Below are 14,487 nucleotides of genomic sequence, written 5' to 3' on the forward strand. Positions count from 1 at the left end.
AAGTTCGTATGTGAAAATATTATTTTTCACACGGTTCTTTCCCACGCAGTTCATCTGCGATCTCACTGATTCTGCGCAGTCTGTGGTTCACTCCTGATTTTCCGACAGGCGGATCAAGGTAAGTTCCCAGTTCCTTAAGTGGTGTATCCGGGTACTCTAACCGCAGCAATGCCATTTCTTTTAAGTTTTCCGGCAGACTGTCTAAACCTGCATTCTGCTTAATATATTCAATATCGCCAAGCTGTTTTACTGCTGCTGTAACAGTTTTGCTGATATTTGCCGTCTCACAATTTACCTTGCGGTTAACGGAGTTTCTCATTTCTTTTAATATCCGCACATTCTCAAGATTCATCAATGCCACATGCGCTTCCATAATATTTAACATATCCACGATCTGCGCACCCTCTTTTAAATATACGACCTGATGTTTTTTTCGCACCACGATCTTTGCTTCCATATCAAAACTGTTGATCGTATCCTGAAGCTGTTTTGCCTGTTCGATACCTCTGCAGACAATTTCAAAATGGTAAGATTTATTCGGATCACTGATCGATCCACCCGCTAAAAATGCTCCCCGGATAAATGCCCGCCTGCAGCAGGTCTGCTGCAGCAAAATTCCATTTACCGTATCAGTGATCTGTGCCCCTCCAAAAGACTGGTTCCACATTTTGATCGTCTCAAGGACACGTTCGGCTGACAGTGTATCTATTTCCTCTATATTAATCTGGAACAACTGAGTCAGTAACAGTCCATATTTTTCCTGCAAAAGCGGATTTTCCGAATCTAACACATCACCTGCATCCCCGATCAGCCGCTGACGTTTTCCTTCAAAAGCAACCAGCGCTGCAAGTTCTGCGATCTGGCAATGTCTGCTCTTTCCACTCTGCTTTGCCAGCTCCTGTTTCACTTCACTTGAAAAAGACATTCTTTATTTTCCCCTTAAAGCATCTTTGCCAATATCCCGATGCTCGATTTTAAGTCCATAACCTTTTCTTCCCGACAAACGTTTGTATAATTCATTCGCCAGTGTAACAGACCGGTGTTTTCCCCCGGTACATCCGATGGAGATCACAAGCTGGTTCTTGCCCTCCGTAATGTAATTCGGGATCAGAAATTCCAGCATATCTTCGAGTTTGTCAAGAAAGACATTTGCTTCCTGAAACTGCATGACATAATCCTGAATTTCTTTATCATTTCCGGTCTTTGCCCGCAATCCCTCCACATAATATGGGTTTGGGAGAAAACGGACATCAAATACCAGATCGGAATCGACCGGTATTCCATATTTGAATCCAAACGACAGAATCGTGATAAATAAATTCTTATAATCCTGATTCTGTATAAATATTTTGTCCAACTCGGCTTTTAACTCTCTCGTCAAAAGCTGGCTTGTATCTATAATATAATCTGCACGCTCTTTTAAAAACGCCAGACGCTTTCTTTCCTCTTCAATTCCCTTATCCACACGCTCGCCGCCGGATAACGGATGGTTTCTTCTCGTTTCTTTATATCGTTTTACCAGGACAGAATCCTCGGCATCCAAAAACAGGATCTCATATTCAACGCCATTTTCTTTCATCCGGTCTAACACACTATGCAGCTCATCAAATGACTGACCGCTTCGTATATCAATGCCGACCGCAACTTTCTGTAATTCCGCACTCTGTAATGTTGTAAGTTCTACAAACTTTTCCAGTAGTGGAATAGGAAGATTATCAACGCAATAAAACCCTATATCTTCCATCATCTTTATCGCTGTACTTTTTCCTGCTCCCGACATTCCTGTTAAAATTACGAACTTCATCTTATTCTCCATTCTTGCGCTGCTTTTTGCGCATCTCAAGTTTGTGCGTAAGCACAAATCTTGCGTGTGAAAAATCTTATTTTTCACACTATTCTCCATTCCAGAGCGTTTCCCGCGCATCTAAAGCCTGTTTAAAATTCACCGGTCATCTTGACTTCCGGTTCTAACCTGACGTCAAACTTTTCTTCTACAATATCTGAAACATTCTGCATCAGGGTCCTTACATCCGCTGCCGTAGCATTTCCCCGGTTGATGACAAATCCACAGTGTTTTTCTGACACCTGCGCATCTCCCACCTGATAACCTCTTAACCCTGCATCCATGATGAGTTTTCCCGCAAAATATCCTTCCGGTCTTTTAAAAGTACTTCCTGCACTTGGAAACTCAAGCGGCTGTTTTTCCACCCTCTGTTTCTTTAACTCATCCATGCGGGCACGGATCTTTTTTTCCTCTCCATGCAAAAGTTTCATCTTTGCTTCTGTTACAATATAACCTTTTTTTAAAATACAGCTTGTCCGGTAGCCAAGTTCAAGTTCTTCTACCGTAAGTTTTTTCTCATTGCCATCTTTATCTAAGACGGTCACAGCGGTTAAGATATCCTTCATCTCACCGCCGTAAGCGCCCGCATTCATGACAACAGCACCACCGATGCTGCCCGGAATCCCGGCTGCAAATTCCATGCCGGTCAGACCATGCTCTGCCGCACAGTGTGCTGTCTTTGACAACAACATTCCTGCTCCCACAGTGATGCAGTCATCTTCCACACAAATCTCTTCTTTTTTTGACAGCATCTCGATCACAGCACCTCTGATTCCACGGTCGCCCACTAAAAGATTGCTTCCGTTTCCGATGACCTGATACGGGATATCATACTCTCTGCACAGACGGATAACGGATGCCAGTTCTGCTCTCTTAGGCTGTATTAAAACATCTGCCGGACCACCCACACGGAATGTCGTATGTTTTTTCATCGGTTCATCCGTAAATATTCTGTTTTCTGCTGTGACTGCTTTAAGTTCTGTCAAAAACTGCTGATTCATGCTTTCCTCAATTCTATGGTTTTACGCTTCTTTTAAGAATGCAACATAACCGTTATATGCTTCATATAAGTCTACTTTGCTGATAAGTTCCCATGGAGCATGCATATTTAATACTGCAACACCACTGTCGATAACACTCATTCCGTAATTTGCCAGAATGTATGCGATCGTTCCGCCGCCGCCCTGGTCTACTTTTCCAAGCTCTGCTGTCTGGAATGATACATTATTGTTATCCATGATATTTCTTAAATATCCGACATACTCTGCATTTGCATCATTTGAACCGGATTTTCCTCTTGCGCCGGTATATTTATTAAATACAAGTCCTCTTCCAAAGTATGCTGCATTACGTTTTGTCATAACAGACGGATAATTCGGATCAAATGCTGCGGATACATCGGATGAAAGTACTTTGGAATTTTTCAGAGCGCGTCTTAATTTTAATTCTGAATAATCCTCTGCTGCATTCATAACCTCTGCAACCGTATTTTCAAAGAAACGTGACTGCATGCCGCTTGCACCGACACTGCCGATCTCCTCTTTATCTACAAGCAGACAGACACTCGTGATCTCCGGTTTTTTCATTGCAAGCATTGCCATAAAGGACGGGTATGCACATACTCTGTCATCATGACCATATCCCATAATGATACTGCGGTCAAAACCGTAATCTCTTGCCTCTCCTGCTGGAACAACCTCGATTTCTGCTGATAAGAAATCTTCTTCCTCTATATCATATTCCTTTGCAAGGATCTTCATGATATTTGCTTTTACTTTTTCTTTTGCAGCTTCCTTGTCATCGCCTGCTTCCTCTGCCGGAATACTTCCAATGATAAGATCAAGGTTCTCTCCCTCGATCACCTTTGCCGCCTTTTTCTCAAGCTGCTCTCCGGATAAGTGAATTAAAAGATCGCTGACGCCAAATACCGGGTCACCAGGTTTATCTCCGACATTGACTTTCACAACGGTTCCGTCTTTTTTGACGATCACGCCGTGCAATGCAAGTGGAAGTGTTACCCACTGGTATTTTTTGATACCTCCATAATAATGGGTATCTAACATTGCAAAATCCGTATCCTCATATAACGGGTCCTGTTTTAAATCCATACGTGGGGAATCGATATGTGCTCCGAGAATGTTCATTCCTTCTTCCATGCTCTTCTTTCCGATCACAAACATGGCGATTCCTTTTCCCATGTTGTTTGCATACACACGGTCTCCGGCTTTTAATTTTGTTCCTTTTTCCAATACTTTATCCAGATTTACAAATCCAGCTTCCTCAGCTCTTTTTGCAAACTCTGTGGTACACTCACGCTCTGTTTTGCATTCCGAAATAAATTTTCTGTAATCTTCTGCAAACTGAAATACCTCTTTTCTTTTTTTGCCTTCCGGGTATTTCTCCCATGCGTTTTTTCTTTCCATGACTGATTATGCCTCCATTTATGCTATTCTTTTTAACTCCGGACTTTTATTATTCATCATCATCCGAAGATTTTTTGGTGAGATTCTCCTGCACACGACGGTAAAGCTCCTGTGCCGCATTGTATCCCATCTTTTTCTGTCTGTGGTTGACAGCCGCCGCCTCACAGATGACGGCAAGGTTACGTCCCGGACGAATCGGCAGGGAATGACACACTACCTTGTTGCCAAGGAACTCTGTATATTCTTCCTCTAAGCCGAGACGGTCATACTCATTTTCTTTCTTCCAGTCCTCTAACTTGATGACGAGGTCGATCTGCTGTTTTTCCTTTACACATTCTACACCAAACAGTGTCTTTACATCGATGATCCCGATACCGCGGAGTTCAATAAAATAACGTGTGATATCCGGTGATGTTCCGATCAGCGTGTGCTCATTGATCTTGCGGATCTCTACCACATCATCTGTTACAAGACGGTGTCCTCTCTTGATCAGCTCAAGGGCTGCTTCGCTCTTTCCGATACCGCTCTCGCCCATGATCAGAAGTCCCTCACCATAGACATCTACTAAAACTCCATGGATCGTGATACACGGTGCAAGCTGTTCATTCAGGCAGTAGATAAGTTCTGCCATAAACTCAGAAGTACTGCGTTTTGTGCCAAGCACCGGGATGTTCTTCTCCTCTGCAATCTTTAAGAATGATTCATCCGGCTGTAAATCCCTGCAGAAAATGACACAAGGGATATCATATCCCATAAATTCACGATAAATCTTTTCACGTTTTTTTTCATCTAACTGCTGCAGATATGTGTACTCTACAGTACCGATGATCTGAACCCTGGACTGTTCAAAATGTTTAAAATATCCACTGAGCTGTAATGCCGGTCTGTTCACATCACTGATCATAATGCGATGTCCCTTTAATTCCATATCCGGCAGAAAATTACATAAATCCATGATCTGTGCGATCTTTGCTACTCCAACACCTTCCATATCCTTTGTCCTCTCCTAAGCATTTTTTCGTAACTATTCTGACGCCATTTTACCATAGACGCTAAAATTCTTCAACTTGAATACTCGTGGAAAAACTGATAAACCGCCTGCGCCGCCTGCTCGTTCATCGACTCTGTCTTTGCAAGTTCTTCCTCCGATGCCTCCCGGATCGCTTCAAGCGACTGAAAGCGGCGCATCAACGCTTTTCTCCGCGCAGGCCCGATTCCCGGAATATCGTCAAGCACAGAGTGTACCTGTTCTTTGCTTCGCAGGGATCTGTGATATTCGATCGCAAACCGGTGTGCCTCGTCCTGGATTCTTGTGATCAGTTTAAATCCCTCACTCGTCCGCTCGATCGGTATTTCCTTATTCTGATAGTATAACCCGCGGGTACGGTGATTATCATCTTTTACCATACCACAGACCGGAATATTTATCTTCAGCTCATCGAGTACTTTAAGCGCAATATTGACCTGCCCACGTCCGCCATCCATCATGATAAGGTCCGGAAATCTTGTAAAACTTCCATATTCTTCCGCTATTTCACGTTCAGCAAGATCTTTTTTCTCCTGCATGCCGTGCGTAAAACGTCTGGTCAGCACCTCATGCATCGACGCATAATCATCCGGTCCTGTGATCGTTTTTAACTTAAATTTACGGTAATCACTGCGCTTTGGCTTTCCTTTCTCATAAACGATCATGGAACCAACTGTCTCAAAACCATTAATGTTTGAAATATCGTATGCCTCGACACGCGAAAGACCTTCCATCCCCAGAAGATGTTCGATTTCTTTCATTGCACCGATGGTTCTTCCCTCCTCGCGTTTGATTTTCTCACGGTCCTGCGAAAGAACCAGCTCTGCATTTTTCTGTGCCAGCTCGACTAACTTCTCCTTCATGCCCTTCTGCGGAACACGGATATAAACCTTTGCACCACGTTTTTCACCCAGCCACTCAGCTAGGACCTCGTGATCCTCGATCTCCTCCGGCAGCATGATCTCTCTTGGGATAAACGGTGTCCCTGAATAAAACTGTTTTAAAAAGGTTGTTAAGATCTGGCTTTTGGTATCTTCTGTTCCGACTCTGACATAAAAATGATCCCTGCCGATCAGCTTTCCATCGCGGATGAAAAATACCTGAACCACTGCATCCCTGTCATCCGACGCAAGTGCGATGATATCTTTATCCTCTCCATCTGTATGCGTGATCTTCTGCTTCTGCGCGATCTGACGCACACTGCCTAAAAGTTCCCGGTATTCGATTGCCTTCTCAAACTCCAGATTTTCGGATGCCTCATTCATTTTCTGTTCTAATGATTTTAAGATCGGCGCATAATTTCCATTTAAAAATTCAACGGCAGCATCGACTCTTTCCCGATACTCTTCTTTACTGATATAGCCCTGACAGGGTGCCTGGCACTGATGGATGTGATAGTTCAGACACGGACGCTCCTTTCCGGTATCTCTTGGCAGAACACGGTTGCAGGTGCGGAGCTGGTAAAGTTTATTGATCAGTTCGATCGTATCCTTTACCGCCCCTGCACTGGTATATGGTCCAAAATATCTGGACTTGTCTTTTTTCTGCTGACGTGAAAAAAGTACCCTTGGAAAATCCTCGCCGACCGTTACCCGGATATAGGGATATGTTTTATCATCACGCAGCATGGTATTGTATTTTGGACAATGCTCCTTGATCAGATTGCACTCTAAGACAAGTGCCTCTAATTCCGAGTCTGTAATAATATACTCGAAACGTGCGATCTGTTTTACCATCTGCGCCTTTTTGATCCCCTCATCATGACTCGGCTGAAAATACTGGTGTACTCTCTTTCGTAAGCTGACAGCCTTTCCAATATATATGATCGCATCGTGGCTGTCGTGCATAATATAAACTCCCGGCTGATCCGGGAGTTTTTTTAATTCTTCTGCGATGTTAAACATGAAACCTCATTCCTGCTCTGATCGTTCTGTTTATACTTATCCTGCTGATATTTATCTTATTTTTCAGCTTTTATTTCTGATACTTCTGCAGCGAAGCCTCTGCTGCGTTACTTCTGGTGTTCCTCATGTGCTGCTGTCTGATCGTCTACGACCTGATCAATAAAACTGCCCTTTTCCAAGGATACAGTATTCTGATCTTCCACTGCACGTGAAGTTTCTGTTTCTGCCTGCTTTTTTATTTCTGTCTGTCCTTCCGTTTTTGCATGTTCTTCTGTTTTCGCCTGCTCTAACGCATTTTTAGCATCCTCTGCCTGTTCGAAGAATGTTTTTTTCTCCTCTTCTTCCGGCTCCGGGATTCCTTTTAACTCGCGGAAAATCTTCATGAATTCTTTTCCGGTGATTGTCTCATGCTCGTAGAGATATTCTGAGATCTTGTCGAGAACCTCCCTGTTTTCTTCAAGCATGCGGTATGCTTCATCATAACTGCTGTTGATAATGGACAGTACTTCCTGATCGATCTGTGCAGCCGTCTCCTCACCGCAGATCAATCCTGCACGGTTATCTAAGTACTGATTTTCAACTGTTGCAAGACACATCATGCCAAATTTATCAGACATACCATACTGTGTGACCATAGCTCTTGCGATCGAGGTCGCACTCTCGATATCGTTGGCGGCACCGCTGGTCGCAGAACCAAATACAAGCATCTCTGCTGCACGGCCTGCCATATAAGTCGTGATCTTTGCAAGCAGTTCATCTTTGGTCTGTAAATATTTCTCTTCTTCCGGAGTCTGTAAGGTATATCCAAGTGCACCCATGGTACGCGGCACGATCGTGATCTTCTGTACCGGCTCGGTATTTTTCTGCAATGCTGTTACCATCGCATGTCCTACTTCATGATAAGATACGATCTTGCGCTCCTTGTCACTCATGATACGGTCTTTTTTCTCTTTTCCTCCGACTGCAACAAGCTCAAATGCATCAAATAAATCCGCCTGATTGACAAACTTTCTTCCATTTTTAACAGCATTGATCGCAGCCTCGTTGATCATATTTGCAAGATCAGATCCTACGAGTCCGGCCGTTGCCAGTGCAAGTGCATCAAGATCTACGGTCTCATCCATCATAACATCTTTGGAATGGACTTTTAATGTCTCTAAACGTCCTTTTAAGTCAGGTTTATCTACGATAATACGACGGTCAAAACGTCCCGGCCGAAGCAGCGCCTTATCAAGTACCTCCGGACGGTTTGTTGCTGCTAAGATCAGAAGTCCCTTCGATGTATCGAAACCATCCATCTCTGCCAGTAACTGGTTTAACGTCTGCTCACGCTCATCATTGCCGCCATAGCGGGTGTCACGGCTCTTACCGATCGCATCGATCTCATCAATGAAGATAATACACGGTGCCTGTTTCTGTGCTTCCTTAAACAGGTCACGCACACGGGAAGCTCCGACACCGACAAACATCTCCACGAAATCCGATCCTGCCAGTGAGAAGAACGGAACCTTCGCCTCACCTGCCACCGCTTTTGCAAGCAATGTTTTACCAGTACCAGGAGGTCCTACTAAAAGCGCACCTTTCGGCAGCTTTGCACCGATCTCTGAATATTTCTTCGGATTGTGCAGGAAATCAACAACTTCCTGTAAGGACTCTTTCGCTTCATCCTGTCCTGCTACATCCTTAAAGGTAACACCTGTCTGCTTCTCGACATAAACTTTGGCATTGCTCTTGCCAACACCCATAGCACCGCCGCCCATACGTTTCATTAAAAAGCCGAGCAGTACCCAGATCAGTACTAATGGGATCAGATAACTTAAAATGCTGTAGATCCAGGTGGAAGTGTTATCCGGAATCACTCCATAGATCTCCACACCTTTTTCTTTCAAAAGCGGGATCAGATCTTCATCTGCCACACGTCCGCAGTAATAAGTCGGCTGATAAGGACTCTTATCCTTTGTGACCGGCGTGATATCGATCTCGTAAGAACCGATCTCTACGGATTTGACTTCTCCTGCCTCTACTTTTTCTAAAAATTCCGAATAAGAGATCTCCTGAGTGCTCATCTGTGAAAAACGGTTTGACACCATGCTCATGATAAACAACACGATGAGGGAAACCAGGACAAATGCCATGATGAGCTGTCCGTTATGGTTGTCCCTGCCGCCGTTACCGCCATTATTACCACCGCCATTGCCGCCGTTATTACCACCGTTATTGTTGTAATTGTTATTTCCATTATTGTAATTATTTGGTCCCTGATTATCCATAATCTATCCTTTCCAAACATCTGCGGCCTATGCCACATCTGGATTTTATCTGATATTCGTCAATATCTTCTTTATTATATTGAAAACCAAACGCAAAAGCAATACGCAGTTCATGAACTTTTGGTGTGATTTCTAAATTATTTCTAAATTCACTTTTATCTTTTTTAAGTTTTGCTGGATTTTGCGTAAACTTAGTTGTATACTATATGGGTTATTAAATACGTGAAATTTTTTTAATTTACTATAATTATGAGGAGGAAAACCCTATGCCTGTAAAATATGTCTTTGTCACCGGCGGTGTCGTTTCCGGTCTTGGTAAAGGTATCACGGCAGCTTCCCTTGGAAGATTATTAAAAGCACGTGGATACAAAGTAACCATGCAGAAATTCGATCCGTATATCAATATCGATCCCGGAACCATGAACCCGATCCAGCATGGTGAAGTCTTCGTTACCGATGACGGTGCAGAAACAGACTTGGACTTGGGACATTATGAACGTTTTATCGATGAAAGTTTAACAAAAAATTCCAACGTGACCACCGGTAAAGTTTACTGGTCTGTGCTCCAGAAAGAGCGCCGCGGTGATTTCGGTGGAGGTACCGTTCAGGTTATTCCGCATATTACAAATGAGATCAAGAGCCGTTTTTACCGCAATTTCACTTCCGATGAAACACATATCGCGATCATCGAGGTTGGTGGTACCGTAGGAGATATCGAAAGCCAGCCTTTCTTAGAGGCGATCCGTCAGTTCCAGCATGAGGTCGGACACGAAAATGCGATCCTGATCCATGTGACACTGATCCCTTATATCAAGGCTTCCGGTGAACTTAAGACGAAACCGACACAGGCAAGTGTAAAAGAACTTCAGGGAATGGGTATCCAGCCGGATATCATCGTCTGCCGTTCCGAACATGAACTTGACCAGAGTTTAAAAGACAAGATTGCCCTGTTCTGTAATGTTCCAAACGGCAATGTACTGCAGAATCTTGATGTTGAGTACCTTTACGAAGCACCTCTTGCCATGGAAAAAGAAAATCTTGCCAAGGTTGCATGTAAGGCTCTGCATTTAGACTGCCCGGAACCCGATTTAAAAGACTGGGAATCCATGGTAGACGCCCTGCGTCATCCGAACAAAGAAGTAAAGATCGCTTTAGTCGGAAAATATATCGCTCTGCATGATGCATATATCTCCGTAGTAGAGGCATTAAAACACGGCGGTATCGCTGAGCGCGCTACCATTGATCTTCACTGGATCGATTCTGAAACTTTAAATGACGACAATGCCAAAGAGCTGCTTGGCGATATGGCAGGCATCATTGTTCCGGGAGGATTTGGTTCCCGCGGTGTTGAAGGTATGATCTCCGCTGCAAAGTATGCCCGTGAAAACAATGTTCCATACCTTGGTCTCTGCCTTGGTATGCAGGTAGCCATCATTGAATTTGCAAGACATGTCTGTGGCTTCCATGATGCACACAGCGTTGAGCTTGATCCGAACACCACACATCCTGTCATCGCACTGATGCCGGATCAGAATGGTGTGGAAGATATCGGCGGTACTTTAAGACTTGGTTCTTATCCATGTGTGTTAGATCCAACATCTAAAGCCCGCGAGCTTTACGGTTCCGAGGAAATTCACGAAAGACATCGTCATCGTTACGAGGTTAACAACGATTTCCGTGCAGCACTTACCGAAGGCGGCATGAAACTCTGTGGTACTTCCCCGGATGGAAGAATCGTAGAAATGATCGAGATTCCGGATCATCCGTGGTTCCTTGCAACACAGGCACATCCGGAGTTCAAATCCAGACCGAACCGTCCGCATCCGTTATTCAAAGGATTTGTAGAAGCTGCTGTAAAAAACAGTATGAAATAAATTTGACACATGAAAAAGAAAAGCTGGCTTACCGGTCATTCCGGCAGTCAGCTTTTCTTTTTTATTATCTTAAGATCTTGTAACCATTCTACAACTGTTCACACATCCATGTGACCCGTACACATTCCTCATTTTATTTTCCAAAATAAGCATCCACTCCATCGGCGATTCCCGATGCGATCTTCTGCTGATAATCGTCAGTCGCCATTTTAAGATCCTCATCCGCATTGGTCATGTACCCCATCTCAACGATCGTGACCGGAACCTGACACCAGTTGATACCGCTCATCGTATCTGTCTCCCAGACACCCTCACTTTTTGCACCGGTTGCCGCACACAGGGAACCTATGATGCAGTCGGAAAGTTTTCTTGAGTTCTGATAAATATTGGAGCAGTACGGGTTTGCTGCGGTCGGACAGATCGTCATCGCTCCGTTTGCCGCAGAGTTGGTACTTCCATTTGCATGAATGCGAATAAATGCTGCCGCATGATTATTATTGGCAACTGCCGCACGCTCGGAATTACTGATATTGACATCATTGGTCGTCCGGATCATCAACACCTGATAGCCGCGCGCCGTAAGTTCCTGCTGCAGCTTTAAAGATACCTGAAGTGTCAGTTCGTATTCCGCAAGCCCGCTCGCCACACCTGTTGTACCGGAAGCAACTTTCGCTTTTGTCTCAGATGCGCCTGGTCCGATCGGCTCTTTTTCGTTATTTCCTTTTGCCTGATGTCCGGCGTCGATCACAACGAGATTACCGGAAATGTTTGTCTGGGCTGTATCTGTCTGCGTGTTTTCCATCTCAGCAGACTGCTCTGTGCCAGTCTGGGGATTTCCAGCCTCAGCAGACTGCTCTGTGTCCGCAGTCTGTGATGATGCACTCTCCTGCTCCGAATCTGCTTCTCCCTTAATCACCTCTGTTGTAATGATTTCTTCTGTTTCCCGGGTCTCCGTTGGTGCCAGTTCTGCCGGCTCTGTTTCTTCCGTCTGCTCTGTTTCCTGTGTTTTTGTCTGTGCAGTTTCTGTCGCTTCTGTCATGATCTGCTCCGACTCTGCCTCTGTCTGTTCTTGTGTTTCTGTGACATTTTTCTCTTCAGCAGACACCTGGGCAGATCCGTTTTCATCCGCTTTGCTGCCACATCCCGTCATAAAAGACGCCCCCGCCAGTATCGTACATAGCAATAACGCCAGTAATCTTTTCTTCTTTTTTATATTGCCAAAACTCATATATTTCTCCATTCTTTTTGCTTATTATCTGTCTTCAATATTACATCTGATGCCTTACCACCGCATACTCATCATCCAGCTGGTAGTACGGACACTCTTTATAATGTCCCTGCATCAGGCGCGCAGCATCATCCTCGTCCATATCCACTTCGCAGTAATATTCCTCATCATCTTCATCGTATACATTGTATACACAACTGTCACAGCTCGCCATAACATCCTCCAATTCTTATTGCCGTATTTTCCATATCCTGTCTGCTGCTTATCTTTCACTTCCGACTCTTCCGCAGAACATTATCTCCATGTTGAGATCACTTCGTCATAAAGCTGTTCTAAAAATTCTTTCAAAAGTGTGCGCTGGGTATCCCAGTATTTCTCAGTGATCTCGTCTCCGTCCGGTGTGTTTTCCGTCACATCCATAACTGCATCTAAGATCTCCGGGTTCAGATCATCCATCGCCTCCTGCACGGCAGCCTCAAAATCACAATACGCCTCACTGGTCAGGTATAGGATGAAATTCTCGCGGTTTAAATTTCTTGCCTCATAACTTCCGGTAAAAATATCATTTCCCACCGATGCGATCTGTTCGAACTCTTCCTTTACCGTTGTATAGTCAACCGGGCAGTAACTCTCCGTAAAAAATTTATCAAACACTTCTTTGTCAATCTTTTGTTCCATGCTGTTATCGTCTCCTTGCATTTTTTGCGTTCCCATGTTATTTTAGCATAGAAACCGTTCACAGAAAAGACCGCATATCTGCGGTAATCATGAGCAACCCACTACACGGGCAAACCGTTTACCATAATATAGAAGAAACGAGGTTTATTATGACTGAATATCAAAATCTTCCAAACGATCCTGCTATGCTTTTAAGTTTCGTCAATACACAGCTCCGCGACAATTATCCGTCTTTTTCTGAGTTTGTTGCCGCATTTCATGCAGATGCCGATGCGATCACTGAAAAATTAAAAATGATCGATTACGAATATGACGAAACCCAAAATCAGTTTGTATAACATTTATTCCGGTACTTCATCATTCAGATATTTTCTGACACGCTTCCAATTCGGATAAAACTGTGTCATATAGCCCCAGAACACGGCATTATGACTCGGTTCTAAAATATGTGTCAGTTCATGCACAACCACATACTCCAGACACTCCGGCGGCTTTTTCGCCAGTGCGAGATTGATATTGATGTGGTGTGTCCTCACATTGCAGGAACCCCAGCGTGTTTTCATCTGGCGTATCGTAACACCGGATGCCTTTACGCCCATGACGGGTTCCCATTTTGCAATCAATTTTTCCACGTCTCTTTTCAAAAGCAGTTTCTGCTGTTTTAATTCCGCTTCGCTTAATTTTCTTACTTCCCTGCGTCCCTCTTTCGCACGCAGATATTTTTTCCTGTAAACCCGGATCCAGTCGATCCGCTCCTTTGCAAAACGATAAATCCGCTCGTCGCTCATCTGATGCGGCGCCGAAATGCGCACACTGCCATCCTCTTTACTGATACGCAGATACATATTTTTCATGCGTTTTTTCGTCACAATGATCGGGATCTCTTCTATCGTGAAACTGTATGTTTTTTCTCTCATATCCGGCCTTTCTGATAATTTTCTGAATTTTAATATGATTCGATTTTCAAAAAATGAAATCCACCTTTTGATAATCTAATCCCATAAATGAAGAAACCCCGGTAACATCACTGTTCCGGGGTTCCTCCGAGGAGTTTAGTTATGAAAATGTTAATCTATATAAAGGAAATTGCGTCGAAAGAATTGTCGGGATGTACAGCCTTTATTCTATACAACCTTGTTTAACAACCCGCCTGGGTAAGCGTTGCTAACTTCTTTCGATGGTTACAGTATACGGAAAAAATATGTCTTAAGTGTGACGATTTTCGAAAAGATTTATAAAA

General features: G+C 43.9%; 13 protein-coding genes. 2 read left to right on the plus strand and 11 right to left on the minus strand.

Annotated elements, in window-relative coordinates:
• Window positions 1-19 precede the first annotated feature (19 nt).
• The 7 genes from whiA to ftsH form a co-directional block, all read right to left on the minus strand.
• A complete protein-coding gene (gene whiA / locus ACDD58_RS02170) occupies window positions 20-925 on the minus strand; it encodes a DNA-binding protein WhiA (RefSeq protein ID WP_117921116.1) in 906 nt (301 codons plus the stop codon).
• A gap of 3 nt (window positions 926-928) precedes the next feature.
• Window positions 929-1,804 carry an RNase adapter RapZ gene (gene rapZ / locus ACDD58_RS02175; protein WP_117921117.1) on the minus strand — a complete coding sequence of 292 codons (876 nt, stop codon included), beginning with the start codon at window positions 1,802-1,804 and terminating at the stop codon, window positions 929-931.
• Between the two features lie 131 nt (window positions 1,805-1,935).
• On the minus strand, window positions 1,936-2,844 hold the full coding sequence (murB, locus tag ACDD58_RS02180) for a UDP-N-acetylmuramate dehydrogenase (RefSeq protein ID WP_370775476.1): 909 nt from the start codon (window positions 2,842-2,844) through the stop codon (window positions 1,936-1,938).
• Between the two features lie 21 nt (window positions 2,845-2,865).
• A complete protein-coding gene (locus ACDD58_RS02185; RefSeq protein ID WP_370775478.1) occupies window positions 2,866-4,266 on the minus strand; it encodes an aminopeptidase in 1,401 nt (466 codons plus the stop codon).
• Between the two features lie 49 nt (window positions 4,267-4,315).
• Window positions 4,316-5,257 (minus strand): HPr(Ser) kinase/phosphatase, encoded by a 942-nt coding sequence (gene hprK / locus ACDD58_RS02190; protein ID WP_117921120.1) that lies wholly within the window; start codon window positions 5,255-5,257, stop codon window positions 4,316-4,318.
• A 71-nt stretch (window positions 5,258-5,328) separates the two neighbouring features.
• Window positions 5,329-7,197, minus strand: coding sequence for an excinuclease ABC subunit UvrC (gene uvrC, locus ACDD58_RS02195; protein WP_370775481.1), 1,869 nt, complete (start codon window positions 7,195-7,197; stop codon window positions 5,329-5,331).
• Between the two features lie 107 nt (window positions 7,198-7,304).
• Complete coding sequence (gene ftsH, locus ACDD58_RS02200) at window positions 7,305-9,467, minus strand: ATP-dependent zinc metalloprotease FtsH (protein ID WP_370775483.1); 2,163 nt, start codon at window positions 9,465-9,467, stop codon at window positions 7,305-7,307.
• Between the two features lie 266 nt (window positions 9,468-9,733).
• Here ftsH and ACDD58_RS02205 point away from each other — a divergent pair, with 266 nt between their 5' ends.
• Window positions 9,734-11,341 carry a CTP synthase gene (locus ACDD58_RS02205; protein WP_117921123.1) on the plus strand — a complete coding sequence of 536 codons (1,608 nt, stop codon included), beginning with the start codon at window positions 9,734-9,736 and terminating at the stop codon, window positions 11,339-11,341.
• Window positions 11,342-11,474: 133 nt separating this feature from the next.
• Here the strand turns inward: ACDD58_RS02205 and ACDD58_RS02210 are convergent, their stop codons facing one another.
• The 3 genes from ACDD58_RS02210 to ACDD58_RS02220 all read right to left on the minus strand — a co-directional run bounded on the left by ACDD58_RS02210 (window position 11,475) and on the right by ACDD58_RS02220 (window position 13,247).
• Window positions 11,475-12,569 (minus strand): N-acetylmuramoyl-L-alanine amidase, encoded by a 1,095-nt coding sequence (locus ACDD58_RS02210; RefSeq protein ID WP_370775487.1) that lies wholly within the window; start codon window positions 12,567-12,569, stop codon window positions 11,475-11,477.
• A 40-nt stretch (window positions 12,570-12,609) separates the two neighbouring features.
• Window positions 12,610-12,783 carry a DUF6472 family protein gene (locus tag ACDD58_RS02215; RefSeq protein WP_015521421.1) on the minus strand — a complete coding sequence of 58 codons (174 nt, stop codon included), beginning with the start codon at window positions 12,781-12,783 and terminating at the stop codon, window positions 12,610-12,612.
• An 80-nt stretch (window positions 12,784-12,863) separates the two neighbouring features.
• On the minus strand, window positions 12,864-13,247 hold the full coding sequence (locus ACDD58_RS02220) for a hypothetical protein (protein ID WP_015560933.1): 384 nt from the start codon (window positions 13,245-13,247) through the stop codon (window positions 12,864-12,866).
• A gap of 149 nt (window positions 13,248-13,396) precedes the next feature.
• Between ACDD58_RS02220 and ACDD58_RS02225 the strand changes: the two genes are divergently transcribed.
• A complete protein-coding gene (locus ACDD58_RS02225; RefSeq protein ID WP_015560932.1) occupies window positions 13,397-13,585 on the plus strand; it encodes a DUF4250 domain-containing protein in 189 nt (62 codons plus the stop codon).
• Window positions 13,586-13,588: 3 nt separating this feature from the next.
• Here the strand turns inward: ACDD58_RS02225 and ACDD58_RS02230 are convergent, their stop codons facing one another.
• The gene (locus ACDD58_RS02230; protein ID WP_370775490.1) at window positions 13,589-14,164 is read right to left on the minus strand and encodes a M48 family metallopeptidase; all 576 of its coding nucleotides are present in this window, start codon (window positions 14,162-14,164) and stop codon (window positions 13,589-13,591) included.
• Window positions 14,165-14,487: the final 323 nt, after the last annotated feature.

This window comes from Roseburia sp., assembly GCF_041325975.1.
Lineage (GTDB): Bacteria > Bacillota > Clostridia > Lachnospirales > Lachnospiraceae > Roseburia > Roseburia rectibacter.

Excerpts from the sequence above, each read along its gene's own strand:
- rapZ (WP_117921117.1), bottom strand. The coding sequence starts at position 1,804 with ATGAAGTTCGTAATTTTAACAGGAATGTCGGGAGCAGGAAAAAGTACA.
- uvrC (WP_370775481.1), bottom strand. The coding sequence starts at position 7,197 with ATGTTTAACATCGCAGAAGAATTAAAAAAACTCCCGGATCAGCCGGGA.
- ACDD58_RS02205 (WP_117921123.1), top strand. The coding sequence starts at position 9,734 with ATGCCTGTAAAATATGTCTTTGTCACCGGCGGTGTCGTTTCCGGTCTT.
- ACDD58_RS02210 (WP_370775487.1), bottom strand. The coding sequence starts at position 12,569 with ATGAGTTTTGGCAATATAAAAAAGAAGAAAAGATTACTGGCGTTATTG.
- ACDD58_RS02225 (WP_015560932.1), top strand. The coding sequence starts at position 13,397 with ATGACTGAATATCAAAATCTTCCAAACGATCCTGCTATGCTTTTAAGT.
- whiA (WP_117921116.1), bottom strand. The coding sequence starts at position 925 with ATGTCTTTTTCAAGTGAAGTGAAACAGGAGCTGGCAAAGCAGAGTGGA.
- ftsH (WP_370775483.1), bottom strand. The coding sequence starts at position 9,467 with ATGGATAATCAGGGACCAAATAATTACAATAATGGAAATAACAATTAC.
- ACDD58_RS02215 (WP_015521421.1), bottom strand. The coding sequence starts at position 12,783 with ATGGCGAGCTGTGACAGTTGTGTATACAATGTATACGATGAAGATGAT.
- ACDD58_RS02185 (WP_370775478.1), bottom strand. The coding sequence starts at position 4,266 with ATGGAAAGAAAAAACGCATGGGAGAAATACCCGGAAGGCAAAAAAAGA.
- ACDD58_RS02230 (WP_370775490.1), bottom strand. The coding sequence starts at position 14,164 with ATGAGAGAAAAAACATACAGTTTCACGATAGAAGAGATCCCGATCATT.
- murB (WP_370775476.1), bottom strand. The coding sequence starts at position 2,844 with ATGAATCAGCAGTTTTTGACAGAACTTAAAGCAGTCACAGCAGAAAAC.
- hprK (WP_117921120.1), bottom strand. The coding sequence starts at position 5,257 with ATGGAAGGTGTTGGAGTAGCAAAGATCGCACAGATCATGGATTTATGT.
- ACDD58_RS02220 (WP_015560933.1), bottom strand. The coding sequence starts at position 13,247 with ATGGAACAAAAGATTGACAAAGAAGTGTTTGATAAATTTTTTACGGAG.